20 protein-coding genes, 1 tRNA gene and 1 other RNA gene are annotated in these 24,073 nt (G+C 71.7%); 14 read left to right on the top strand and 8 right to left on the bottom strand.

Features of this window, described 5'->3' with window-relative positions; genetic code table 11:
• Positions 1 to 33: 33 nt before the first annotated feature.
• Entirely contained in the window at positions 34 to 744 is a 711-nt protein-coding gene (locus ACIWQI_RS11440) for a head GIN domain-containing protein (protein ID WP_396657528.1), read from the top strand.
• Between the two features lie 19 nt (positions 745 to 763).
• Here the strand turns inward: ACIWQI_RS11440 and ACIWQI_RS11435 are convergent, their stop codons facing one another.
• From ACIWQI_RS11435 to ACIWQI_RS11425, 3 genes are all read right to left on the bottom strand, one after another.
• Entirely contained in the window at positions 764 to 1,504 is a 741-nt protein-coding gene (locus ACIWQI_RS11435; RefSeq protein ID WP_396657527.1) for a cytochrome c biogenesis CcdA family protein, read from the bottom strand.
• Between the two features lie 7 nt (positions 1,505 to 1,511).
• A complete protein-coding gene (locus tag ACIWQI_RS11430) occupies positions 1,512 to 1,997 on the bottom strand; it encodes a thioredoxin family protein (protein ID WP_396657526.1) in 486 nt (161 codons plus the stop codon).
• A gap of 61 nt (positions 1,998 to 2,058) precedes the next feature.
• A complete protein-coding gene (locus ACIWQI_RS11425; protein WP_396657524.1) occupies positions 2,059 to 2,484 on the bottom strand; it encodes a DUF6632 domain-containing protein in 426 nt (141 codons plus the stop codon).
• 142 nt (positions 2,485 to 2,626) lie between these two features.
• Here ACIWQI_RS11425 and ACIWQI_RS11420 point away from each other — a divergent pair, with 142 nt between their 5' ends.
• Positions 2,627 to 3,298, top strand: coding sequence for a GAP family protein (locus tag ACIWQI_RS11420; protein ID WP_396657523.1), 672 nt, complete (start codon positions 2,627 to 2,629; stop codon positions 3,296 to 3,298).
• Between the two features lie 75 nt (positions 3,299 to 3,373).
• Here ACIWQI_RS11420 and ACIWQI_RS11415 read toward each other — a convergent pair.
• The 4 genes from ACIWQI_RS11415 to ACIWQI_RS11400 form a co-directional block, all read right to left on the bottom strand.
• Positions 3,374 to 3,458, bottom strand: a tRNA-Ser gene (locus ACIWQI_RS11415).
• Positions 3,459 to 3,525: 67 nt separating this feature from the next.
• Positions 3,526 to 5,880, bottom strand: coding sequence for a transglutaminaseTgpA domain-containing protein (locus tag ACIWQI_RS11410; RefSeq protein WP_396657521.1), 2,355 nt, complete (start codon positions 5,878 to 5,880; stop codon positions 3,526 to 3,528).
• Positions 5,867 to 7,114 (bottom strand): DUF58 domain-containing protein, encoded by a 1,248-nt coding sequence (locus tag ACIWQI_RS11405; RefSeq protein ID WP_396657520.1) that lies wholly within the window; start codon positions 7,112 to 7,114, stop codon positions 5,867 to 5,869. The genes ACIWQI_RS11410 and ACIWQI_RS11405 overlap by 14 nt, the downstream gene beginning before the upstream one ends.
• 13 nt (positions 7,115 to 7,127) lie before the next feature.
• Positions 7,128 to 8,126, bottom strand: coding sequence for an AAA family ATPase (locus ACIWQI_RS11400; protein ID WP_396657519.1), 999 nt, complete (start codon positions 8,124 to 8,126; stop codon positions 7,128 to 7,130).
• Positions 8,127 to 8,246: 120 nt separating this feature from the next.
• Between ACIWQI_RS11400 and ACIWQI_RS11395 the strand changes: the two genes are divergently transcribed.
• The 10 genes from ACIWQI_RS11395 to ACIWQI_RS11350 all read left to right on the top strand — a co-directional run bounded on the left by ACIWQI_RS11395 (position 8,247) and on the right by ACIWQI_RS11350 (position 20,861).
• On the top strand, positions 8,247 to 8,726 hold the full coding sequence (locus tag ACIWQI_RS11395) for a hypothetical protein (protein ID WP_396657518.1): 480 nt from the start codon (positions 8,247 to 8,249) through the stop codon (positions 8,724 to 8,726).
• Positions 8,723 to 10,360 carry a DUF5671 domain-containing protein gene (locus ACIWQI_RS11390; protein ID WP_396657516.1) on the top strand — a complete coding sequence of 546 codons (1,638 nt, stop codon included), beginning with the start codon at positions 8,723 to 8,725 and terminating at the stop codon, positions 10,358 to 10,360. The genes ACIWQI_RS11395 and ACIWQI_RS11390 overlap by 4 nt, the downstream gene beginning before the upstream one ends.
• A 47-nt stretch (positions 10,361 to 10,407) precedes the next feature.
• An RNA gene (gene ffs / locus ACIWQI_RS11385) (signal recognition particle sRNA small type) lies at positions 10,408 to 10,504 on the top strand.
• Positions 10,505 to 10,566: 62 nt separating this feature from the next.
• Positions 10,567 to 12,714: a phosphate acetyltransferase gene (gene pta, locus ACIWQI_RS11380; RefSeq protein WP_396657514.1), complete on the top strand. Its 2,148-nt coding sequence runs from the start codon at positions 10,567 to 10,569 to the stop codon at positions 12,712 to 12,714.
• On the top strand, positions 12,711 to 13,964 hold the full coding sequence (locus ACIWQI_RS11375) for an acetate/propionate family kinase (protein WP_396657513.1): 1,254 nt from the start codon (positions 12,711 to 12,713) through the stop codon (positions 13,962 to 13,964). Before pta ends, ACIWQI_RS11375 begins: the two co-directional genes overlap by 4 nt.
• A gap of 41 nt (positions 13,965 to 14,005) precedes the next feature.
• A complete protein-coding gene (locus ACIWQI_RS11370) occupies positions 14,006 to 14,731 on the top strand; it encodes an HAD family hydrolase (RefSeq protein WP_396657511.1) in 726 nt (241 codons plus the stop codon).
• On the top strand, positions 14,728 to 17,247 hold the full coding sequence (locus ACIWQI_RS11365; RefSeq protein ID WP_396657510.1) for a glycoside hydrolase family 65 protein: 2,520 nt from the start codon (positions 14,728 to 14,730) through the stop codon (positions 17,245 to 17,247). Before ACIWQI_RS11370 ends, ACIWQI_RS11365 begins: the two co-directional genes overlap by 4 nt.
• Before the next feature lie 52 nt (positions 17,248 to 17,299).
• Positions 17,300 to 19,351, top strand: coding sequence for a DNA polymerase III subunit gamma and tau (locus ACIWQI_RS11360; protein WP_396657508.1), 2,052 nt, complete (start codon positions 17,300 to 17,302; stop codon positions 19,349 to 19,351).
• Positions 19,352 to 19,353: 2 nt separating this feature from the next.
• Complete coding sequence (recR, locus tag ACIWQI_RS11355) at positions 19,354 to 19,947, top strand: recombination mediator RecR (RefSeq protein ID WP_396657507.1); 594 nt, start codon at positions 19,354 to 19,356, stop codon at positions 19,945 to 19,947.
• Positions 19,948 to 19,955: 8 nt separating this feature from the next.
• A complete protein-coding gene (locus tag ACIWQI_RS11350; RefSeq protein ID WP_396657506.1) occupies positions 19,956 to 20,861 on the top strand; it encodes a DMT family transporter in 906 nt (301 codons plus the stop codon).
• A 9-nt stretch (positions 20,862 to 20,870) separates the two neighbouring features.
• Here the strand turns inward: ACIWQI_RS11350 and ACIWQI_RS11345 are convergent, their stop codons facing one another.
• Entirely contained in the window at positions 20,871 to 21,359 is a 489-nt protein-coding gene (locus ACIWQI_RS11345; RefSeq protein WP_396657504.1) for a hypothetical protein, read from the bottom strand.
• 103 nt (positions 21,360 to 21,462) lie between these two features.
• On the opposite strand from ACIWQI_RS11345, the gene ACIWQI_RS11340 reads away from it, so the two are divergent.
• Both ACIWQI_RS11340 and ACIWQI_RS11335 read left to right on the top strand, forming a co-directional pair.
• Positions 21,463 to 22,746, top strand: a complete 1,284-nt coding sequence (locus ACIWQI_RS11340) for an aspartate kinase (protein WP_396657564.1) — start codon at positions 21,463 to 21,465, stop codon at positions 22,744 to 22,746.
• A 226-nt stretch (positions 22,747 to 22,972) separates the two neighbouring features.
• Positions 22,973 to 24,043 (top strand): aspartate-semialdehyde dehydrogenase, encoded by a 1,071-nt coding sequence (locus tag ACIWQI_RS11335; protein ID WP_396657502.1) that lies wholly within the window; start codon positions 22,973 to 22,975, stop codon positions 24,041 to 24,043.
• Positions 24,044 to 24,073: the final 30 nt, after the last annotated feature.

The following is a 24,073-nucleotide window of genomic DNA, read 5'->3' as shown; positions in this document are numbered from 1 at the left end:
CGCTCGGCCGCCCGATCGGGTTGAATCGATGACATGAGCACACCGCTCGCGCGCCCTCTCGGCGTGATCGCGGCTGCCGCGGTCGTGGCCCTTGCCGGATGCGCGCCGACCGTCGCGAGCGGGCCCGTCACGTCGGAGGAACGCGACATCCCGGCGATCACGACGGTCGTGCTGCAGACCTCGGGCGACCTCTCGATCTCGGAGGGGGAGCCGCGGCTCGTGATCTCGGCGGCGAGCGACGCACTCGAGCACCTCACGTCGGAGGTCGACGGCGATGTGCTCGCGCTGGGCGTGACGACGGGGATCATGCTCAGGCTCGGAACCGTGCGGTATGAACTCACCGTGCCCGATCTTGAGGCGATCACGATGGACGGCTCCGGCGACGTCGTCGCAACAGTCTCGGCGGACGGCGACCTGCGCGTCGATGTCGACGGATCCGGCGACATCGAGTGGACGGGCTTGGCCGCGCGCAGGATCGAGATCTCCGTGGCGGGCTCCGGCGATGTCACGCTCTCCGGCACGGCGCAGGAGCTGGGGATCGAGATCGGCGGCAGCGGCAACGTCCACGGCGCCGACCTGCGCGCACAGGCCGTGGACGTCGTCGTCCGCGGTTCGGGCGACGTGGATGTGTCACCCGTCGGCAGCCTCTCCGTCGACATCCTCGGAAGCGGCACCGTGACCTACTCGGGTGAGCCGACCCTCGACACGACCATCGCCGGCTCAGGCGAGGTGGTCCGGCGCTGACCGCGCCGGCAGGCCGCCCTCAGCGCGTGCCGAGGATCTCCTCGAGCCGCTCGATCGGGTCGTAGAGCCCGGCATCGAGGATCCACGTCTGCAGCTGCTTGTCGAAACCGGTGATCACGGCGATGCCGACGAGGAGGAACAGCACTCCGATCGTGCGGCGGAACCAGCCGTGCGGGTCGGCGAGCCACCCCAGCCGCCGGACGAGCCCCCGACCGAGCAGCGCGATCAGCAGAAGCATCCCCGCCAGCCCGACCGCGTACGCGATGACGAATGTCACGCCCTCGGCGAAGGAGACCGGCAGGACTGCCGCGACGATCAGGGCATAGGTGGGGCTGCAGCTGGAGAACACGGGGCCCAGCGCGGCGCCGGTGAGGATGTCTCCGCCCCAGCTCCTGCGGGAGACGGAGCGGCTCAGCATCGCATCGCTGCGCGAGGGGAGATGCAGGGCCGCTGATACGCGATCCCACAGCGAAGGGACGAGCAGGCCCAGACCGAGGAGCATGACGATCACGCCCGAGACCACCCGCCATACCTGCGGGGGGATGCCCAGCAGTGCGGTGGTCGCCTTCAGCAGGAGGGTGAACACGACCACGCTCGCCGCGAGGGATCCCGCGATGACATACGGTCGCGCCCGCGAGCGCCGGTCGCCCTCGTCGCGGGCGATCGAGCCGCCCACGATCACCGGAAGCAGCGGCAGCACGCAGGGAGCCGCGACCGTCAGGATGCCGGCGGCGAAACTGAGCAGAAGTGTCGCTGTCACGCGGCTGTCACGGCATCGCGGCCACGAGCGATGCGACGGAGGGATCGTCGTAGAGCACCGAGCGGGAGATGAGCTCTCCGCTGTCGTCCACGAAGACCACGGTCGTCTGGATGGTCACGCCGTACTTCTGGCGGAGGTCGGTGCGGCTGTCGTAGTCGACCTTGAACACGGTCAGTCCGTCGGGGACGCCGCGCGCCCGCAGGTCTTCGTCCAACGCTCGGCACTGCGGGCACCAGCTCGCATGGAAGAACAGCACCTTCGGCCCCGGCGTGGCCACGATGGCGCCGTCCGAGTAGTCGACGTATGCGCCCGCGGTCGTGGTCGGCTCGTCGGTCGCCGGCGTCGGCGTCGACTCCGCGGCCGAGGGCGTGGCCGTTGCGGCCGGGGGCGAGGTGGACGGGGGCGCGGCATCCATTCCGCCGGGGGCGCACCCCGCGAAGACCGCCGTCATCGCCGTGACGGCGGCAGCGACCGCGATCCTCGGCGCTCTCATCCGGTCCTTCCCGCTTCGGGTGTGCTCGACGCCGCCACAGTATCTCTGCGACGCTGCGCGGTCACCGCCCGGACGGAACGTGTTCCCGGTTCGTAAGAACCGGGGAGGATGCGATCAGGAGCACCGCGAGGACGATCGCGGCGAGCAGCAGAGCCGCGACGTCGCCCCACAGGTGGGCGAGATGGCCTTCGCGAAACGACAGGACCGCCATGATCGCCGCGTGGACGACGCTCGACCACACGGTGAACCAGATGAGGCTGCGGTGGGCTTCCGGGGCGCGGGCGGCGACGATCAGGAACACGCCGAGCGTCGCGTAGATCCCGGCGATCATCAGGAAGTACTCCGACTCGTGGGGAGCGCCGTGGTGCCACACCCACCCGGAAGGCCAGACCAGCGCGATCGGATAGAAGAGCAGCATGACAGCGCCGACCACGACGAGGGCTATCTGGAGGAGCCGGCGGGTGCGCGGGCGGGTGACCGTGTCCATGTGTCGACGATGGCCACTGGCCGGTGTGTGCGCAAGAGCCCTTGGCATCCGAGAGCCCTCGGGGCCAGGATGAACCATGACGGCCGAGCCGAGCCGGACCGCTGTGCGGCCATGACCCGGCGATCACAGAGGAGATCGGGAGATGGGCGAAGTCATCGGTGAGATCCTGCCGCTCGCACTCGGCATCGCGATCAGCCCGGTCCCGATCATCGCGGCGATCCTCATGCTGCTCTCGCCCAAAGCCCGCGTGACCAGCGTCGGCTTCCTGCTCGGCTGGATCATCGGCATCGTGGTCGCCGTCACGGTGTTCACCCTGCTCTCGTCGCTGCTGCCCGAGCAGGATGCCGACGCGTCGAAGCCCATCCAAGGGATCATCCGCATCGTCCTCGGCGTGCTGCTGCTGCTGGTCGCCGTGAGGCAGTGGCGGAAGCGACCGCGCGATGGCGAGGAGCCGAAGCTGCCGAAATGGATGCAGGCGATCGACAAGCTCAGCTTCGTCGTCGCGTTCGGGCTGGGGTTCCTGCTGTCCGCGCTCAACCCGAAGAACCTGCTCATGGCCGCGGGGGCCGGCGTCGACATCGGCTCGGGCGACCTCGGCGTCGGCGGAATCGTCGGCGTCATCGCGATCTTCACGGTGATCGCCGCGTCCACGGTCCTTGTCCCCGTCGTCGGCTACCTCATCGCCGCGAGTTCCCTGCGCGGGCCCCTCGACCGTCTGCGGGTCTGGCTGGGCCATGAGAACCCCGTCATCATGGCGGTCCTCCTGCTCGTGATCGGCGTGGTGCTGATCGGCAAGGGCATCGCGGCGTTCTGAGGCGGGGGCGCCCAGGCATGCCGGCACGGTACCCGCAGCCTGTCTCGCGGTCGGAGGGGGCAGGGCGGGAATGAGCGGAGGATGGGGGATTCGAACCCCCGAGGGCTTGCACCCAACACGCTTTCCAAGCGTGCGCCATAGGCCACTAGGCGAATCCTCCTGGGCCCCGCAGGGCCGACGATCATCCTACCGTGCCCGTGCAGCCGCCGTTGCCGGGGCCGGCGCGATCACACCTTGAGCCGCACTCGCTCGCCGCCGGCGGAGAACGCCGAGCCCGGCCGCACGATCAGCGAGCGCGGCAGCACGAGAGCGACGATCCGGCGCGTGCGGGGCACGGCGGCGAGCATGGCCGCCCGCACCTCCGAGACCGTGTCGGCGAGGTCGGGGCCGAACTTGACGTCGCGGCCGGAGTAGCTGGCGCGCTCGATCGCACGGATGAGCACCCACGTCGGCGCCGACGGCGCCCCGTGCTCGGCCATCATCCGCATCCCGAACGCGCGCGGCGTCTCACCCGGCGGCAGCGGGATCATCAGGTCGATCGCGATGTCCTGCACACTGCGCCACGCCGCGGTCGCATCGCCCGTCCGGGCGGCGGTGAGCAGCTCGCGGCGACGGTACTCCCGGATCACTCCGGGAGCTGCGACCACGAGGATCAGCGCCAGCAGCGTCATCATCCAGGGCAGCGGCCGCACGAAGGTCGCCGAGGCGTCCGTCGAGGTCGGCTCGTTCCCGCGCAGGCCCGCCGGGTCGGTCGACGTCGTCGGGGTCGGCGTGCTCGTCGCCGCGGGCGTCGGCTCGATCTCGGTGCCGCCGGTGTCCGGCGGAACGGCCGACGCCGGCGGGAAGGTCGTCGGTGTGCCCAGGCTGTTGGTCGGCTCGAACGGCACCCAGCCGATGCCCGAGAAGTGCACCTCGGGCCAGGCGTGCAGCTGCGAGTTCATCACCGTGTACACCTTCTCGCCGGTGTCGGGATCGGTGCTGCTCAACCCGGGCAGGTACCCCACGACGATCCGGGTGGCCATGCCGAGCGAGCGCGCCATGAGCGCGAACGCGCCGGCGAAGTGGATGCAGTACCCCTCGCGCACCTCGAGGAACTCCGCCACCGCCTGCACCCCCGTGCCGTCGAAGCCGTCCGCCACCGGCGCATCCAGCGAGTAGGCGAACTCGCCGGAGCGGAACCAGGCCTGCAGGGCGGCCAGCCGGTCGAAGTCGTTCGTGGCGTTCGCGGTGACCTCGAGCGCGAGATCGCGGATGACGTCCGGCGTGCCGATCGGCAGCACGCGGGTCGAATCCTGGGGCCCCTGACCGCCCGCCGACGCGGCGCGGATCTTCTCCAGCGACGGCTTGGGCACATCCGCCGACACCTCGTAGACCTGCCCATTCGCCGAATCGGTGGAGCTCGCCAGCGTCCGGTTCATCGGCAGCAGGTTCCACTGCCCCTGAAGCCCCGTGACGGTCACCGCCGGATAGGGCACCGGCAGCCATCCGCTCAGCAGGTTCGTGACCTCGATGTCGGTGGTGTAGCGGGTGATGCGGACGTCCTCGTCGACCTCGACGCCGCCCAGCGACCCGCCGTCGCCGAGGGTTGCGACATGGCCCGAATCGGGTCGCCAGATCTGCCCGTCGAACGTGGTCAGCGTGGCAGCGCGCAGATACGGCGCCGACGTCGCGTCGGTGCGCAGATGCAGCACCTCGCCGTCCGCGGGCCGGCGCAGATCCTCGCCCAGCTGCAGGGTCGGATCGATGCTGTTCCAGCGGCCGTTGCCAGGACCTCCGCCCCCGGGCGTCGTCGCGGGGAACAGCGGAGCGGCCACCACCGTGATGATCACCGCGATCGCGCCGATGCCGGTGGCGGCAGCTGTCACCCCGCCGTTGCGCGGGTCGCGGCCGGCCTGCGCGGAGGAGCGCGACGCGAGGCGGGGGCCTGCGGCATCCCTCGTCCTGGTCTCTGCCCGCAGCAGGAACAGCAGCGTCGCGGCGAGCATGATGAACGCCGGCACGTCCACGTCGCTGGGCACGGCGATCGCCGGGATGAGCGAGACGACGATCAGCCCGATGGCGGCCAGCAGCGGCATCCGGGCCGTGAGCACCACGTGGTCGATGCCGACGGTGAGCAGCCCGATCGCCCCGACGATGAGGAAGGTCAGCGGCACCGCTGCATCCAGGGGAGCCGCGCCGGTGATGATGTGGTCCATCGCCTGGCGGATGAGATCGGATGCCTCGCCCACCGTCGCCGGAACGGGCAGCACCCCGAGGAAGGCCGTGTCGCGGAGGAAGACGACGGTCACCAGCACCATCCAGAGCACAGCCTCGATGAAGCTCACGCCCACCGCGGCGACGCGGAACCGGCGGGCGACGTAGCCGGCGCCCAGCAGGAGGGCCGGCAGCACGACCACCCCGAGGGTCCAGTAGCCGGGGCGCACGACCCGCAGCAGCGGGAACGCGGCGGCGAGGATCGCGACGTACACCGCCACCGTCAGCAGCAGGTCGGCGGGGCGGCGGCCCGAGACCTCGGGACGCTCGTCGCGCAGCCGTCCGCGCCCGGCGGGGATCGGCTGGGCGAGCCGGTCAACCGAAGACATGCGACACCCCCCGGTCCGACACGGAGTGCCAGGCCGCCGCGAGGTCGGCGTCGGGGTCGATGCGGGCGCACCGCCACCCGGCATCGGCCGCCAGCTGGAGCGCGTCCCCGACCGGGGCCACGGCCAGCAGCACCGGCAGCGACGAGTGGTGCGCGATCATCGCGAGCACGCCGACGTCGGCCGGGTCGAGCCGCCCCACGATGAGGACCACGGGGCCCGTCGTCGAGCCGGTGAACTGCGCCGGCAGATCGCCGAGGTGGTCGTCGCGGGTCGCGACGGTGCGGGCGAACGCGGCCAGCATCGCGTCGATCTCGCCCGCGTCGTCGCCGTCCAGCGGGGCGATCAGGGGCAGCCCGTCGGAGTCGATGACCTCGACCGTGTAACCCTCGCGCACGAGGCGCGCGGCGGCCGAGACGCACATCGTCACGGCCGTCTCGAACCCGGGGTCGACGCCCGGAGCCCGGATCGCCTCGGGCACGTAGCGCAGCACGCTGCGGTCGAGCACCACGGTCGCCTCGGGGGTGGACTCCTGCTCCTCCTGCCGCACCATGAGCTCGTCGCGGTGGGCCGTGGCCCGCCAGTGGATGCGTCGCATCGAATCGCCCGGCACGTACGGGCGCGCGATGAGGTTGTCGGCGCCCTGGCCGAGCTGCTCGGTGGTGGCCTGCAGGATGCCGCCGGTCGCCCCCGCGTAGCTGGAGATCGCCGGCAGATCGATGATCGTGGGCACCACCGTGACCGGCGTGCGCGCGCCGAGCACGTGCCGCCGCCGGGCGAGACCGAACGGATCCGTCGAGGTGATCCGCAGCGGGCCGATCGGCTCGACGCCGCGGTGCACGCCGGTGACCGGGTAGCTCAGGCGCACGATCCGCTCGTCGCCGCGCAGCCCCGACCCGAGTGCGGGGAAGACGCCGGACGCCTCGCCGGACAGTGTGTGCGGGAGCGCGTCGGCCCAGCGCCCCGGGGGAGTGGGCAGCACCGTGCGCACGCTCACCCGCACCTCGACCGTCGAGGGGCGTCCCACGCCCGCGACCTCGGTGCTCACCGTGCGCTCGACGGCGTCGGCGCGCCGGGTGAGGTAGAGCGAGGCGAGGCTGGTGGCCAGCGCCGCCAGCAGCAGCAGCCCGAAGTACACGAGCTCGCTCACTCCGAGCTGCCCCGCGAACACGAAGCACACCAGGGCCAGCAGCAGGGCGCCCGTGCCCCGCAGCGTCAGTGGCCAGATGTGGTTCACGGGGCGCCTCGGATCATGGTCTGGCGGCCAGCGGCACGCGTACGGCCGCCACCACGCGTTCGAGGATCGCATGGATGCTGTCGGCCGCCGTGCGCGCCCGTGAGCCCGTCGCGGAGCGGGTCGGAATGAGCCGGTGGGTGAAGACGGGTGCGACCAGCACGGCGACGTCGTCGGGGATGACGAAGTCGCGTCCCTCCAGTGCCGCCCACACCTTCGCGGCGCGCACGAGCTGCAGCGTCGCGCGCGGCGACGCGCCCAGCCGCAGGTCGGGGTGCGACCGGGTCGCCTGGGCGAGCGCGACCGCGTAGTCCTCGATCGCGGGGGCCACATGGACGCTGCGCGCCCACGCGATCAGGTCGCCCACGGTGTCGGCATCGACCACCGGCTCGATCTCGTCGAGCGGGTTGTCGATGTCGCGCTGGCGCAGCATGAGCGCCTCGGAACGGGCATCCGGATACCCCATCGAGATCCGCATCATGAACCGGTCCCGCTGCGCCTCCGGCAGGGCGTAGGTGCCCTCCATCTCCAGCGGGTTCTGCGTGGCCACCACCAGGAACGGGTCCGGCAGCACGTGGGTGCGGCCGTCCACGGTCACCTGCGCCTCCTCCATGGCCTCCAGCAGGGCGGACTGCGTCTTGGGGGAGGAGCGGTTGATCTCGTCGGCGATCACGATGTTCGCGAAGATCGCGCCCGGCTTGAACTCGAACTCCCGATCGACGGGATTGAACACGCTCACGCCGGTCACGTCGCCGGGGAGGAGGTCGGGGGTGAACTGGATGCGGCGCACCGTCGCGTCGACGGAGGCGGCCAGTGCCCGCGCGAGCATGGTCTTGCCGACGCCGGGGACGTCCTCGATGAGCAGATGCCCCTCGGCCAGCAGGCACACCAGGGCGCTGCGCACCGCCTCGGGCTTGCCGTCGATGACCTGGCCGATGGCGTCGAGGATGCCGGTGGTCGCCCGGGCGAACGCGTCCGCCGTCATGGTGCCGGTCGCGGCTGTGGCGTCGGTCATCCGGGTCCCCTCGATCGTGACGCCCGCGAGACGTCGTCGTCTCGTCCGATCTTAACCGCCGCGGTGGCAGTTCGACCCTGCTTCCCCGACTCCCAGCATCTTTTGCGGCATCATGACCCCATGACAGAAGACGCAGCACCGCAGCGGGAACCGGGCCGTGGTCCGCGGGTCGCGCTCATCGCGCTCATCGTCGTCGTCGCGGTGGTGGTGGTCGCGGCGCTCGTGGCCGTGCTGCTGCGCGGCGGCCCCGCGACGTTCGACCCCGACAGCCCCGAGGGCGTCGTGCAGCGCTACACCCAGTCGCTCATCGACGGAGACGTCACCGCCGCGCACGAGCTGCTCGCCCCGACCGCCTCCGACGAAGGGTGCGGCTACTTCCCTGGGGGCCTCGACGACTACCGCGTCACCCTCGTGGGCACCACCACGGACGGCGACTCCGCGCAGGTGCGCGTGCTCGTCACCACGATCTACCGGCAGGGCGTGTTCGGAGGAGGCGAATACCAGAGCGAGGAGGTGTTCCGCCTCGTGAAGCCGGGCGGCAGCTGGCTCATCGCCGCGGCGCCGTGGCAGTTCACCGTCTGCCCGGAGATCGTGCCGTGAGCCGCCCCGACGCGACAGCGCGCACGCCGGGCGTGGTGCGTCGCATCATCGTCCTCGTCGTCCTGTACGCGCTGGTCGTCATCGCGGCGATCGGGCTGAGCGGCCTGCTGGAGAGAGTGCTCGCCGGCACCGAAGCCGTGGTCGCCGAAGGGTCCGGCACGCTTCTGGCCCGCTCCCTGGCCTTCGCGCTCATCGCCGGTCCGCTGGCTGCGGCGCTGTGGTGGTGGGAGAGCCGTCGCCTCGCCGACCCCGACGACCCGAGCGAGCGGGACTCCGTCGCATGGGCCCTCTATCTGCTCGTCACGACCCTCACGGCTCTCATCACCGCGACGGTGGGGCTGGGCGGCGCGGCCACGGCGGGCATCGACGGCCGCTGGGATCCGGGGGCGCTGGCCTCCGGCATCGTGTGGGCCGCCGTCTGGGTGCTGCACGTGCTGCTGCGGCGCAGCACGCTGTTCGCGCCCGGGCGGCTGGCCACAGTGATCGTGGGGCTGTCCGCCGTGTGGGGCCTGGCGGTGGCCGCGTCCGGCGCCGTCACCGCGCTCGGCGTGCTGATCGGCGATGCGCTGGCGGCATCCGGTCCGCTGCTGGCGGGGTCGCAGCACCCGTCGGTGCCGATCCTGCAGGGCGTCGTGTGGGCGGTGATCGGCACCCTCATCTGGTGGTGGCACTGGCATGCCGAGCGCGGCCGACGCGCCGAGGGGGGCTTCGCCGCCGTGCTGCTGGTGGCGGTGACCTCGATCGCCGCGGCCGTCGCGCTGTTCGCGCTCGGCACGGTGCTGCACATCGTCCTCCGGCTCGTGTTCGGCACCGGACCCGCCGCCGAGGTGCTGGCCTCGCTCCACACCGCGATCGCCGTCGCCCTCGTGGTGGGCGTCATCTGGGTCTATCACGCGGGTCTCGTGCTGCAGGGCACGCCGCTCGTCCGACGCGCGGCGCGCCTCGCGCTGGCCGGAATCGGGCTCATCGGGGCCGCGAGCGGCTTCGGCGTCATCGTCAACGCGCTGCTGGCGACCGCGACCGCCACCCTCGCCCAGGACTCGCCGCTGACGCTGCTGCTGGGCGGACTGAGCGCGCTGATCGTCGGCGCGCCGGTCTGGTGGCTCGCGTGGCGCCCCGCCCACGCCGAGGCGGCCGGCGCCGACGAGCCCGCCGAGGACCGCGCGCGCCGCGTCTACCTCGTCGTCGTGTTCGGCGTGAGCGCGATCGTCGCGATCGTCGCGGTGCTCATCATCGCCTATCGCCTGTTCGAGTTCTGGATCGACCCGGCGGTGACCCAGGGCCTCGTCGACTACCTGCGCGCACCGCTCGGCGTGCTCGTGGCGACGGCCCTCGTGTTCGCCTACCACTTCGCGGTGTGGCGACGCACCCGCGGGCATGCCGTGGCCGGCGATCGCCCGGCGATCGGCCGCATCGTCCTGGTGGCGGGCGGCGACGCCGCCGACGCGCTGGCGGCGGCGGTGCGCGCCGAGACAGGGGTGCCGGTCGAGCTCTGGCCGACGACGGACGAGGGACTGCAGCCCGGCGAGCCGGACGCCGCAGCCCTCGTCGAGGCGCTGCGCACCGTGCGGGCCCGGCGCGTGCTGGTCATCGCCGACCCGTCCGGCCCACGGATCATCCCGGTCGAGGGCTGACGCGAACGCGGGCACGACAACCTCGCATCAGAACCTTGTAGACTGTCGGAAGCTCTCCGCGAGGCGGCATCCAGGCCAACTCCCCCAGGACGGAAACGTAGCAAGGGTAACCGGGCTCTGCCGGGTTCGCGGAGAGTCTTTCTGTGCCGTCTGTGCGCTCCGGACCCGCCCTGTGCCGGTCCCGGCCCGCTCTATAGGCTGACTGCGTGGCGCAGAGCATCTACATCACCTCGGCGGAGGGCCACTCGGGCAAGTCCACGGTCGCTCTCGGGGTGCTCGACGCGCTGAGCCACGCGACGCCGAAGGTGGGCGTCTTCCGCGCCATCGCGCGCTCCACCGACGAGCCCGACTACATCCTCGAGATGCTGCTCGCCCATGACGGCGTCGACCTCGACTATGACGAGTGCATCGGCGTGAGCTACGACGACGTCCGCCACGACCCCGAGGCGGCCCTTTCCACCATCGTCGAGCGGTACAAGGCCGTCGAGGCGCAGTGCGACGCGGTCGTCATCATCGGCAGTGACTTCACCGACGTGGCCAGCCCCGCCGAGCTGGGCTACAACGCCCGGATCGCCGCCAACCTCGGCGCCCCGGTCCTCCTCGTGCTCGGCGGCCGCTCGCAGCAGGGCGGCGGTGAGCAGCTCGGCGCGACCACAGCCCGAACGCCCGAGGAGATGGGCCAGATCGCCGCACTCTCCCTTCTCGAGCTCGCGCACGCCCGCACCACCGTCTTCGCGATCATCGCGAACCGCGCCGACCCCGACGCCCTCGACGAGACCGTGGCGGCGATCCGAGCCGTGGTCGACGCCGCCCCGGCATCCATCCGCCCCGTCGGCCGGCGCATCCCGGTGTGGGCGCTGCCCGAGGACCGCTTCCTCGTGGCCCCATCCGTGCGCGACGTGCTGCGCGCGGTCGACGGCACGCTCATCGACGGCGACCCGCAGCTGCTCACCCGCGAGGTGCTGCGGGTGGTCATGTCGGGGATGTCGATGGTCAACGTGCTGCCCCGCCTGCATGAGAGCGCGATCCTCGTCGTCGCCGCCGACCGCACCGAGGTGCTGCTGGCTGCGCTGCTGGCGAACTCCTCGGGCACCTTCCCGTCGCTGTCGGGCATCATCCTCAACGGACCGTTCCCGCTGCCCGAGCCGATCAGGCGGCTCATGGACGGCCTGGGCTCGACGCTGCCGATCATCGCCACCGATCTCGGCACCTACGACACCGCGGTGCGGATCATGAACACGCGGGGCAGGTTGGCGGCCGACTCGCAGCACCGCTACGACACCGCGCTCGCGATCTTCGAGCAGCACGTGGACGTCGACGAGCTGACCGTGGCCGTGGGCGTCGCCCGCGCGAACGTCGTCACCCCGCTCATGTTCGAATACAGCCTCATCGAGCGGGCGCGCGCCGACCGCAGGCACATCGTGCTGCCCGAAGGCGGCGACGATCGCATCCTGCGGGCGGCCGCCACCGTGCTCGCCCGCGGGATCGCCGACCTCACGATCCTGGGCGAGGAGATCGAGGTGCGCAGCCGTGCGCTGGAGCTGGGCATCGACATCGCCGCAGCCTCGGTGCTCTCGCCGTTCGACGCCGTGCACGTGGACAGGTTCGCCCGCGAGTACGAGCGGCTGCGCGCGCACAAGGGGGTCACCTTCGCGCAGGCGGCCGACACGGTGACGGATGTCTCGTACTTCGGCACCCTGATGGTGCATATGGGCTATGCGGACGGCATGGTCTCGGGCGCGGCGCACACGACGGCGCACACGATCCGGCCCGCGTTCGAGATCATCAAGACCAGGCCCGGGGTCTCGGTGGTCTCGTCGGTGTTCCTCATGGCGCTCGCCGACCGGGTGCTCGTGTACGGCGACTGCGCCGTGATCCCCGACCCGACCGCTGAGCAGCTCGCCGACATCGCGATCTCGTCGGCGGGGACCGCGCGCCAGTTCGGCATCGACCCGCGCGTGGCCATGCTGTCGTACTCCACGGGGGAGTCGGGGACCGGGGCGGACGTCGAGAAGGTGCGGCGGGCGACCGCCCTCGTGCGCGAGCGCGCGCCGGAGCTGCCCGTCGAAGGGCCCATCCAGTACGACGCGGCCGCGGATGCCGCGGTCGCCGCGACCAAGATGCCGGACTCCGCGGTCGCGGGGCGGGCGACCGTGTTCGTCTTCCCCGACCTGAACACCGGCAACAACACGTACAAGGCCGTGCAGCGATCGGCCGGCGCCGTGGCCATCGGGCCGGTGCTGCAGGGCCTGAACAAGCCGATCAACGACCTCTCGCGCGGCGCGCTCGTCGACGACATCGTCAACACGATCGCGATCACCGCGATCCAGGCGCAGGAGCGGGCGACGGCATGACGGCCGTCCTGGTGATCAACAGCGGCTCGTCGTCGTTCAAGTACCAGCTCGTCGACGTGGAGTCGCAGGTGGCGCTGGCCAGTGGCCTCGTCGAGCGCATCGGGCAGCCCGTCGGCGCCGCGTCGCACACCGTGCTCCTCGGCGCCCGCGCAGGGATCGGCACATCGGGCGAGCCGCCGGCATCCGTCACGGCCCTGGACGCGACCTACCGCGAAGAGCTGCCCATCCCGGATCACACCGTCGGCTTCCAGGTCATGCTGGACGCGTTCGCCGCGCACGGACCGTCGCTCGACGACGACGCGCCGGTCGCCGTCGGACACCGCGTCGTGCACGGCGGCGCGCGCTTCTTCGAGCCGACGCTGATCACGCCCCCGGTCGAGGAGGCCATCGACGAGCTGTCGCAGCTGGCGCCCCTGCACAACCCCGGGGCGCTGCAGGGGATCAAAGCGGCCCGCACGGCCTTCCCCGAGCTGCCCCATGTCGCCGTCTTCGACACCGCCTTCCACCAGACCCTGCCGCCCGCGGCATACACGTACGCGATCGATCGCTCGCTCGCGGCACAGCAGCGGGTGCGCCGCTACGGCTTCCACGGCACCTCGCACAAGTTCGTCAGCGAAGCGGCCGCCGCCTTCCTCGGCCGGCCTCTGGCAGATCTCCGGCAGATCGTCTTCCATCTCGGCAACGGCGCCTCGGCGACGGCGATCGACGGCGGTCGCTCGGTCGAGACCTCGATGGGCATGACGCCGCTGGAGGGCCTGGTGATGGGCACGCGGTCCGGCGACATGGACCCGGCGGTGATCTTCCACCTGCACCGGCACGCCGGCATGTCGGCGCCTGAGATCGACGACATGCTCAATCGGCGCAGCGGGCTGCTCGGGCTGGCCGGGGTCTCCGACATGCGCGACGTGCTGGCCGGGGTCGCCGCCGGCGACCCCGCCGCCACGCTCGCGTTCGACGTCTACATCCACCGGCTGCGCATGTATGCGGGGGCGTACCTCGCGCAGCTGGGCGGCGCCGACGTCATCTCGTTCACGGCAGGCGTCGGCGAGAACTCGCCCCCTGTGCGCGCCGCCGCCCTCGCGACGCTCGGCTTCGCGGGGATCGAGGTCGACCCGGTGCGCAACGAGGCCCGCGAGCGGGGCATCCGGGTGATCTCGACGGATGCCTCGCGCATCACCGTCCTGGTGGTGCCCACCAACGAGGAGCTCGAGATCGCGGAGCAGACGCTGCACGCCGCCCAGGCGCTCTGAGCGGGCCTGTGCTCCCGCACCGGGCGGGCTACGCTTTCCTGGTGGCCGAATCACCCGACCTCACCACGTACGCCGGCGTCCTGTTCGACCTGGACGGGGTGCTCACCCCGACTGCAGACGTCCACATGCACGCCTGGCAGGCGATGTTCGACGAGCTGTTCGCGCAATGGAGCATCGAGCCCCCGTACACCGACCGCGACTACTTCGACCACGTGGACGGGAAGAAGCGCTACGACGGCGTCGCGAGCGTGCTGCACAGCCGCAGCGTCGAGGTGCCGTGGGGAGACCCGTCCGATCCGCCGTCGGCCGACACCGTCTGCGGGATCGGCAACCGCAAGAACCTCGTGTTCGCCCGACTGCTGCGGGAGGAGGGCGTCGAGCCCTATCCCGGCAGCCTGCGTCTGCTGGACGTGCTCCGCGACGCCGGAACCCCGGTCGCGGTGGTGTCGAGCTCCAAGAACGCCCGTGAGGTGCTGACGGCTGCCGGCATCCTCGACCGCTTCCCGGTGATCGTCGACGGCCTGGTCGCCGAGCGCGACCACCTCGCCTCCAAGCCCGCGCCCGACGTCTTCGCCGAGGCGATCGGGATGCTGGGGGTCCCCGCAGAGCGCACGGCCGCCGTCGAGGACGCGATCAGCGGCGTCGCGTCGGCCGCCGCCGCCGGCTGCGGGCTCGTGATCGGGGTCGACCGCGGAGTGGGCGCGGAGGACCTCGCCGCCGCCGGCGCCGACTTCGTCGTGAACGACCTCGAGGAGCTCGTGCCATGATCGACCGCGACCGCTACCCCGTCGATCCCTGGCGGCTCATCGAGACGCGCATCGACCTCGAGGACTCGGGCGTGACCGAGACCCTCTTCGCGATCGGCAACGGATACCTGGGCATGCGCGGCAACCACCCCGAGGGTCGGCACGCCGAGGAGCACGGCACCTTCGTCAACGGGTTCCACGAGACGTTCCCCATCCGCCACGCCGAGCAGGCGTACGGCTTCGCCGAGGTCGGTCAGACGATCATCAACGCCCCCGACGCCAAGGTGATGCGCGTTTACGTCGACGACGAGCCGCTGTCGCTGGACATCGCCGACATCCGCTCCTACGAGCGGGTGCTCGACCTGCGCACCGGCGTCCTCACCCGCCGGATCCTCTGGGTCACCCCGTCGGGCAAGGAGGTGGAGATCGACTTCCGCCGGATGGCCTCCTTCGAGGAGAAGCACCTCGCCGTGATGGTGCTGGATGTGACCGTGCGCAACGCCGACGCCCCGGTGACGATCGACTGCCAGCTGATCAACCGCCAGGACGGCGAGGACGTCTACGGCGGAACGCCCAAGGTCTCCAAGAACGCGGGCTTCGACCCCCGCAAGGCCGAGCCGATCCAGGAGCGGGTGCTGCAGCCCCAGGAGTACTGGCAGGACGGCCTGCGCTCGGCGCTGAGCTACCGGGCGACCTCGTCCGGGATGACGATCGCGGTCGTGGCCGACCACATCATCGAGACGCGCAACGAGTACTCGGCGCGCCGCCTCGTCGAGCCCGACATCGCCAAGAACGTCTTCCGCGTGCAGGCGAAGGCGGGCGTGCCCACGCGCGTGGTCAAGCTCGCCAGCTACCACACCTCACGCGGCGTGCCCGCCCGCGAGCTGGTCGACCGCTGCCGGCGCACCCTCGACCGCGCCGGCGCCGAGGGCGTGGACGAGCTGTTCGCGGTGCAGCGCCGCTGGCTGGACGGGTTCTGGGAGCGGTCCGACGTGCGCATCGCCGGCCACGACGACCTGCAGCAGGCCACCCGCTGGTGCCTGTTCCAGCTCGCGCAGGCCGCGGCCCGCGCCGACGGCCGGGGCGTGCCCGCCAAGGGCGTGACCGGATCCGGCTACAGCGGCCACTACTTCTGGGACACCGAGATCTACGTCATCCCGTTCCTGACCTACACGACTCCGCTGTGGGCGCGCAACGCGCTGCGCATGCGCGCCCTCATGCTGCCGGCCGCGCGCCACCGCGCCAACCAGCTCAACGAGGCCGGGGCGCTGTTCCCGTGGCGGACGATCAGCGGCGAGGAGGCGTCTGCGTACTACGCCGCCGGCACCGCGCAGTACCACATCAACGCCGACGTCTGCTACGCGCTGGGCACCTATGTCCGCGCCACCGGCGACCACGGGTTCCTCTACCACGAGGGCGTCGACATCGCCGTGGAGACGGCGCGGCTGTGGGCCACGCTGGGCTTCTGGCGCGAGGCCGACGGCGAGGAGGTGTTCCACATCCACGGCGTCACCGGCCCCGACGAGTACACCACCGTGGTCAACGACAACCTCTTCACGAACGTGATGGCGCGGTTCAACCTGAGGTTCGCCGCGCGCACCGTGCGCGAGATGGAGGAGATCGGCGGAGAGGTCTACCGGCGGATGATCGAGCGTCTGCAGCTCGAGCCGGACGAGCCGGATGCCTGGGAGCGCGCCGCCGACGCGATGCACATCCCCTACAGCGACGCCCTCGGCATCCACCCGCAGGACGCGATGTTCCTGGAGCGCGAGCTGTGGGACCTGGAGCACACGCCGCCCGAGCAGCGCCCGCTGCTGCTGCACTTCCACCCGCTGGTGATCTACCGCTTCCAGGTGCTCAAGCAGGCGGACGTGGTGCTGGCGCTTTTCCTGCAGGGCAACCACTTCACCGACGAGGAGAAGCTCGCCGACTTCGAGTACTACGACCCGCTGACCACCGGCGACTCGACCCTGTCGGCGGTGGTGCAGGCGATCCTCGCCGCCGAGGTCGGGTACCAGGAGCTGGCGCTGGAGTACTTCCGGGAGTCGCTGTTCGTCGACCTCGCAAACCTGCACCACAACACCGCGGACGGCGTGCACGTCGCCTCGGCGGGCGGTGTGTGGACGGCGCTCGTGTCGGGCTTCGGCGGCATGCGCGACCACTTCGGCGAACTGACCTTCGACCCCCGCCTGCCGGCCGGCTGGCCGTCGCTGGAGTACGTGCTGCACTGGCACGGCACCCGGCTGGAGGTGACCCTGACCCGCGACCGGCTGCGCGTGCGCGCGGGGGAGGGCGATCCGGTGGCCTTCGCTGTGCGCGGGTCGCGGTTCACCGTCGCCGGCGGCGAGGTGGTCGTGGTGCCGCTCGAGGGGCAGGGCCCGATCATCGCCGGCCGGCCGTCGCTGCGGCAGTTCGCCGATGCCCGTCGCGAGGACGGCACGCTGCTGTCGGCGTCGGTGCCGGCGCTGACCACGACGATCCCGGTGCTGGGCAGCGAGGCGGACGGGATCGAGGAGCCTTCCGGCATCGATGCATAGGCGGGTCCGCAGAGGCGGCGTGGATGTCCGGGCCACACCGTAGGCTGGACGGGTGACGACCGCCCTGTACCGCCGCTACCGCCCGGAGACGTTCGCGGAGATGATCGGGCAGGCCCAGGTCACCGAGCCCCTCATGACCGCTCTGCGCGGCGATCGGGTCGGCCACGCGTACCTGTTCTCCGGCCCGCGCGGCTGCGGGAAGACGACGTCGGCGCGGATCCTGGCGCGGTGCCTGAACTGTGCGCAGGGCCCCACCGACACCCCGTGCGGGACGTGCGACAGCTGCATCGAGCTCGGCCGCGGCGGCGGCGGATCGCTCGATGTCGTCGAGATCGACGCCGCCTCGCACAACGGCGTCGACGACGCCCGCGATCTGCGCGAGCGGGCGATCTTCGCGCCGGCGCGCGACCGCTACAAGATCTTCATCCTCGACGAGGCGCACATGGTCACCCAGCAGGGCTTCAACGCCCTGCTCAAGCTCGTCGAAGAGCCGCCGGACCATGTGAAGTTCATCTTCGCGACGACCGAGCCCGAGAAGGTGCTCGGCACCATCCGGTCGCGCACGCACCACTATCCGTTCCGCCTCGTGCCCCCGGCGGCGATGCTCGAGTACGTCGAGCGGCTGTGCGGGCAGGAGGGCGTGCAGGTCGAGACCGGGGTGCTTCCGCTCGTGGTGCGCGCCGGCGGCGGCTCACCGCGCGACACCCTCTCTCTTCTCGACCAGCTCATCGCAGGCTCCGATGCCTCCGCGGGCCCCGATCAGGCGCAGGTGAAGTACGAGATGGCGGTCGCGCTGCTCGGCTACACCCACGCGGCGCTGCTCGACGAGGTGGTCGACGCGCTGGCTGCGGCCGACGCCGCCTCCGCGTTCTCGGCCGTCGATCGGGTGGTGCAGAGCGGGCAGGACCCGCGGCGCTTCGTCGACGACCTGCTCGAGCGCCTGCGCGACCTCATCATCGTCGAGGCGACGGGTTCCGGCGCCGCGGCGGTGCTGCGGGGCGTCTCGGCGGAGGAGCTGGAGCGGATGTCGGCGCAGGCCGCCGCGTTCGGGCCCGGCCGGCTGTCGCGCACAGCCGATCTGGTGGTCGCCGCCCTCGACGAGATGACGGGAGCGACCTCGCCCCGCCTGCAGCTCGAGCTCATGGTGGCGCGGGTGCTCACCCACGCCGCCCCGGCCGCAGCCCCGCCTGCGGCCGGGCGAGCCCCCGAGCGGTCCGATCCTGCCGCCCCGGCGGCACCGGTGGGCGAACGAGGCGCCGAGAGCGCCGGGCCGGCTCGCGCCGAACCGGCACACGCCGAACCGGCACGCGCCGAGCCGAGCCCGCCGCCCGCTCCGGTGACCCTGGACTCCCTGCGCACCGCCTGGCCGAGCGTGATCGACCGGCTCGAGACCATCCGGCGCGCCTCCTGGATGGTCGCGCTGCAGACGCGTCCGCTCCAGCTCGAGAAGTCCGACGACGGGCACGTGCTCACCCTCGGGTTCCCGAGCGAGAAGGAGATCGAGAAGTTCAAGCCCAAGGCACTCGGGGGCACCGACGCGCATGTCGACGTGCGCCAGGCGATCAAGGACGTCGTCGGCATCACCGTGCGCTTCCTGCCCCGCGTGGACGCGTCCGCCACCGGTGGCGGCGAGGCATCGGGCGCAGCAGACGCGCCCCGCGGAGGGGGCGGGAGCGCCGAGGCGGCGTCCCCGCCGGACGAGGAGCCTTCCTCGCCGGTGCGCGCCGCGCCGCACGCCGCCGCGCCCGTCACCGACTGGGCCGTGGCACCGATCCCCGACGCGGGATCCGACCCCGTCGCACCGGTCGCACAGCTGGCCGTCGACGATGAGCCCGAAGACGCAGCGGCCGCCGGCATCCGCGTCGCCACCCTCGCCCCCGCCCGCGAAGGCGAGGTCGTCCCCGATGCCGACGACCTCCCCGACGACCCCGACGATGCCGACGTCGACGTGCTCGGACCTGCCGCAGCCGCGCCGCCGCCGCCGGCGACGACGCTGCGCGGCAGCCCCGGCGTCCAGCGCTACGGGGAAGCCGTGATCCGGCAGGTGCTGGGCGCCCGCTTCGTCCGTGAGGAGCCGTACGAGCCGCCCACGAGGTTCGTGTAGCCATGTACGACGGAATCGTCCAGGAGCTGATCGACGAGTTCGGGCGCCTTCCCGGCATCGGCCCGAAATCGGCGCAGCGCATCGCCTTCCACATCCTGCAGACCCCCGGCTTCGACGTCTCGCGGCTGGCGGAGCTGCTCGTCGAGGTGCGCGAGAAGGTGCGGTTCTGCGAGGTCTGCGGCAACGTGTCCGAGCAGGATCGCTGCGGGATCTGCCGCGACCCCCGCCGCGACCTGTCGCTCATCTGCGTCGTCGAGGACGCCAAGGACGTCGCGGCGATCGAACGCACCCGCGAGTTCCGCGGGCTGTACCACGTGCTCGGAGGAGCGATCAATCCGATCGCCGGCGTGGGCCCCGACGACCTGCGCATCACCCAGCTGGTGCAGCGGCTCGCCGACGGCTCGGTGCAGGAGGTCATCCTCGCCACCAACCCGAACCTCGAGGGCGAGGCGACGGCGACCTATCTGAGCCGCTTGCTGACCACCCTCGACGTCCGGGTCACCCGGCTCGCGTCGGGGCTTCCCGTGGGCGGCGACCTGGAGTACGCCGACGAGGTCACCCTCGGCCGCGCGTTCGAGGGCAGGAGGACGCTCTGAGCGCGACGGTGACCGCGAAGGGCTGGTGGCTGTTCGCGGCGATGGCCCTGCTGTGGGGCGTTCCCTACCTCTTCATCAAAGAGGCGGTCGACTCGTACTCGCCCGCCGCCATCGTGGCGGGGCGCACGCTGCTGGGCGCGCTGGTGCTGCTGCCCATCGCGCTGCATCGCAGGGCGCTGGGCCCAGCCCTGCGGGTCTGGCCCTGGGTGCTCGCCTTCGGCGCGGTGGAGATGGCGGGGCCCTTCTTCCTGCTCAGCCACGCCGAGCAGACCCTTCCCTCCGGCCTGACCGGGCTGCTGGTCGCCACGGTGCCCCTGTTCGCCGCGATCATCGGCGTCATCGGCGGCGACCGCGCCGTGCTCAAGCCGCTGCGGATCGCCGGGCTCGTGATCGGGTTCGCCGGGGTGACCGTGATCGTCGCGGGCCCGGGCCTTGCCGACGGCGACGGACTCGGGGCGCTGGTGGCCGTGGGGGAGGTGCTGCTCGTCGCGCTGCTGTACGCCACCGCGCCGTTCATCATCGCCACGAAGCTGCGCGACGTGCCTTCGCTCGGCACGATCACCCTGTCGCTGACCGCCGTGGGTCTGTTCTACCTCCCGATCGGACTGCTCACCCAGCACGAGGTCCCCACCCTGCGCAGCACCGTCTCCCTCGGCCTGCTGGGCATCGTGTGCACGGCCGTCGCGTTCATCGCGTTCTTCGCGCTGATCCGCGAGGTCGGTCCGGTGCGGGCGCCGCTTTTCACCTACGTCAACCCGGTGGTGGCGATCGCGCTCGGAATCCTCATCCTCGGTGAGCAGCTGACCGTCGGTCTGCTGATCGGCTTCCCGCTCGTCCTGCTTGGATGCTGGCTGGCGGCCACCGGCGGCCGGCTCACCGCACGGCCGGTCGATCTGCCGTCGGCGCCGCGCTGAGCCGCCCGGTCAGCGCAGGATCTCGACGAGGGCGATCCACGCCATCATCACGCCCACGATGACCGACAGGATCGCGCCGGCAGCGACCCAGGCCACTCCGGCGCCGCCGACGAGCACCAGCAGAACGCCGCCGACGGTGAAGACCGCCGGCGGAAGGGCGAGGTAGACGACGCGGGGAAGTGCCGGCATGCCCGGGCGAGCGTCGGCGCGCGCATCGCGGACCGCGAAGCCCCACAGCACCCAGACCACCGCCGCACCAGCGAGCACCTCCAGCCCGAGCGCCCACAGGGGCTGATGGGGGATGAGGATCAGGCAGCTGCTCGCCACCGCCAGCACCAGCGCGCCGATCGCACTGAGGCTGCGCGCCGCGACGGACGGCGCCTTCAGGATCCGGTCGATGTTCACCGACATCGCCACGATGATGAGGCCGGCGAGGGCGGCGGCGGCGCCGGCCATGGCGACGGCGAACTCCGACCAGCCCGGTTCGGCGCCATCCATGCGCGCCACTCTAGCCCGTCGTCACACGCACAGGAGTGTGCGCCGCGCTCTCTAAGATTGATCGATGGGCGCGGCATCCGCCCCATCGATGGAGGTTCCACCCGTGGCGCTGATCGTGCAGAAGTACGGCGGTTCGTCGGTCGCCGACGCCGAGGGGATCAAGCGTGTCGCCAAGCGCATCGTCGACACCCGCCGCGCCGGGCACGACGTCGTCGTCGCCGTCAGCGCGATGGGCGACACCACCGACGAGCTGCTCGACCTCGCCGCGCAGATCGCGCCGATCCCCGCGCCGCGCGAGCTCGACATCCTCCTGTCGGCGGGCGAGCGCATCTCCATGGCGCTGCTGGCCCTCGCGATCCACTCCATGGGCTACGAGGCGCGGTCCTACACGGGCCTGCAGGCCGGAATGGTCACCGACGATCGCCACGGCGCCGCGCGCATCGTCGGCGTGACGCCGGTGCGGGTGCGCGACGCGCTCGACGAGGGCGCGATCGTGATCGTCGCGGGATTCCAAGGGTTCAACCCCGACACGCAGGATGTGACGACCCTCGGTCGCGGCGGGTCCGACACGACGGCGGTGGCCCTGGCATCCGCCCTCGACGCCGACGTGTGCGAGATCTACAGCGACGTGGACGGCATCTTCACGGCCGACCCGCGCGTGGTCCCGCATGCGCGCAAGCTCGACGCCATCGGCAGCGAGGAGATGCTCGAGCTGGCGGCCAACGGCGCCAAGGTGCTGTACATCCGCGCCGTGGAGTTCGCGCGCCGCCACGGCGTGCTCATCCACGCGCGCTCCACGTTCTCGTCCGGACCCGGCACCTATGTGCTGAGCCCGGGCATGACCCTGCCCGACACAGAGGGGGAAGCCATGGAAGAGCCCATCGTCGCCGGAGTCGCGACCGATCTCGGCCAGGCGAAGATCACGATCATCGGCGTGCCCGACGTACCGGGCAAGGCCGCGGAGATCTTCAAGATCGTGGCGAAGTCGGGCGCGAACGTCGACATGATCGTGCAGAACGTGTCGGCGGCGGCCACCGGCCGCACCGACATCTCGTTCACCCTCCCCAAGGCGGACGCGACGGCCGCCCTGCGGGCGCTCGCAGCCGAGCAGGCCGAGGTCGGGTTCGAGAGCCTCGTCCACGACGACCAGATCGGCAAGCTGTCGGTGGTCGGCGCCGGCATGCGCACCCATTCCGGGGTGTCGGCGACGCTGTTCGAGGCGTTGTCGATCGCCGGCATCAACATCGAGATGATCTCGACCTCCGAGATCCGCATCTCCGTCGTGCTGCGCGGCGACGATCTGGCCACCGCGGCGCGGGTCGTGCATTCGGCCTACGGCCTCGACGGCGAGATCGAGGCCGTCGTGCACGCCGGCACCGGTCGCTGACCCGACGCCTGCCGGCGGGCGCCGCGCCGAAAACACGGCGGTTTACCGAGAGCAGGGGGATGAGGGCGAAATCGGCGGGTTCTGGGTCACATGTCCTGTCGTCGGGACGCGCGGTGGACGGCGCCGAGCCGGTGAGGGGCACGGCGGTCCGGGCGCGATCCATGCTCGGGCGCTCGCGGCATCCGGCCGCCGGTAGAATCGGAGATTCACCGACGCAAGGATCCGCATGACCCGCATCTCCGATTCAGGCCTCAACGTCGCCATCGTCGGCGCCACCGGACAGGTGGGCACCGTGATGCTGGAGATCCTCGCGCAGCGGTCGTTCCCGATCCGCGAGCTGCGGCTGCTCGCCACGGCGCGCTCGGCGGGCACCGCGGTGGAGTTCGGCGGCCGCACGATCGTCGTCGAAGACGTCGCCGCCGCCGACCCCGCCGGCATCGACATCGCCCTCTTCTCAGCCGGGGCGACCGGCAGCCGTGCGCACGCCCCGCGCTTCGCCGAAGCGGGCGCCGTGGTCATCGACAACTCCAGCGCGTGGCGCATGGACCCCGAGGTGCCCCTCGTGGTCAGCGAGGTCAATCCGCACGCCACCGTGAACCCGCCCAAGGGGATCATCGCCAACCCGAACTGCACAACGATGGCGGCGATGCCGGTCCTGAAGGCGCTCGACGCCGAAGCGGGCCTGGAGCGTCTCATCGTCAGCACGTACCAGGCCGTCAGCGGCTCGGGCCTTGCCGGCGCGCAGGAGCTGCTCGGCCAGGTCGAGGCGGTCGTCGCGCAGGAGGGCGCCATCGATCTCGTGCGCGACGGGGGAGCGGTGCAGTTCCCGCAGCCCGAGAAGTACATCGCCCCCATCGCGTTCGACGTCATCCCGTTCGCCGGGAACCTCGTCGACGACGGCGACAACGAGACCGACGAAGAGAAGAAGCTCCGCAACGAGAGTCGAAAGATCCTCGAACTGCCCGACCTGCGGGTCGCCGGGACGTGCGTGCGGGTGCCGGTGTTCACCGGCCACTCGCTGAGCATCAACGCGGAGTTCGCGCGCGACATCACGCCCGCCCGCGCACGCGAGGTCCTCGCCGAGGCTCCCGGCGTCGTGCTCGACGAGGTGCCCACCCCGCTGCAGGCCGCCGGCAAAGACCCGAGCTTCGTCGGCCGCATCCGCGCCGACCAGTCCGCGCCCGAGAACCGCGGGCTCGTGCTGTTCATCTCGAACGACAACCTGCGCAAGGGCGCGGCGCTCAACGCCGTGCAGATCGCCGAGCTCGTCGCCGCACGCCTGGGCGCCCAGGTCTAGGCGCGGCTCCGCAGCAGATCCAGGACACGT

Source organism: Microbacterium sp. (assembly GCF_044508325.1).
In the GTDB taxonomy this organism is placed as follows: domain Bacteria; phylum Actinomycetota; class Actinomycetes; order Actinomycetales; family Microbacteriaceae; genus Microbacterium.
The sequence above is the reverse complement of the archived record's forward strand: the minus strand, read 5'-3'. Positions and strand labels throughout refer to the sequence as shown.

Excerpts from the sequence above, each read along its gene's own strand:
- ACIWQI_RS11440 (WP_396657528.1), top strand. The coding sequence starts at position 34 with ATGAGCACACCGCTCGCGCGCCCTCTCGGCGTGATCGCGGCTGCCGCG.
- ACIWQI_RS11395 (WP_396657518.1), top strand. The coding sequence starts at position 8,247 with ATGACAGAAGACGCAGCACCGCAGCGGGAACCGGGCCGTGGTCCGCGG.
- ACIWQI_RS11410 (WP_396657521.1), bottom strand. The coding sequence starts at position 5,880 with ATGTCTTCGGTTGACCGGCTCGCCCAGCCGATCCCCGCCGGGCGCGGA.
- ACIWQI_RS11335 (WP_396657502.1), top strand. The coding sequence starts at position 22,973 with ATGACCCGCATCTCCGATTCAGGCCTCAACGTCGCCATCGTCGGCGCC.
- ACIWQI_RS11430 (WP_396657526.1), bottom strand. The coding sequence starts at position 1,997 with ATGAGAGCGCCGAGGATCGCGGTCGCTGCCGCCGTCACGGCGATGACG.
- ACIWQI_RS11375 (WP_396657513.1), top strand. The coding sequence starts at position 12,711 with ATGACGGCCGTCCTGGTGATCAACAGCGGCTCGTCGTCGTTCAAGTAC.
- ACIWQI_RS11425 (WP_396657524.1), bottom strand. The coding sequence starts at position 2,484 with ATGGACACGGTCACCCGCCCGCGCACCCGCCGGCTCCTCCAGATAGCC.
- ACIWQI_RS11400 (WP_396657519.1), bottom strand. The coding sequence starts at position 8,126 with ATGACCGACGCCACAGCCGCGACCGGCACCATGACGGCGGACGCGTTC.
- ACIWQI_RS11420 (WP_396657523.1), top strand. The coding sequence starts at position 2,627 with ATGGGCGAAGTCATCGGTGAGATCCTGCCGCTCGCACTCGGCATCGCG.
- ACIWQI_RS11365 (WP_396657510.1), top strand. The coding sequence starts at position 14,728 with ATGATCGACCGCGACCGCTACCCCGTCGATCCCTGGCGGCTCATCGAG.
- ACIWQI_RS11345 (WP_396657504.1), bottom strand. The coding sequence starts at position 21,359 with ATGGATGGCGCCGAACCGGGCTGGTCGGAGTTCGCCGTCGCCATGGCC.
- recR (WP_396657507.1), top strand. The coding sequence starts at position 19,354 with ATGTACGACGGAATCGTCCAGGAGCTGATCGACGAGTTCGGGCGCCTT.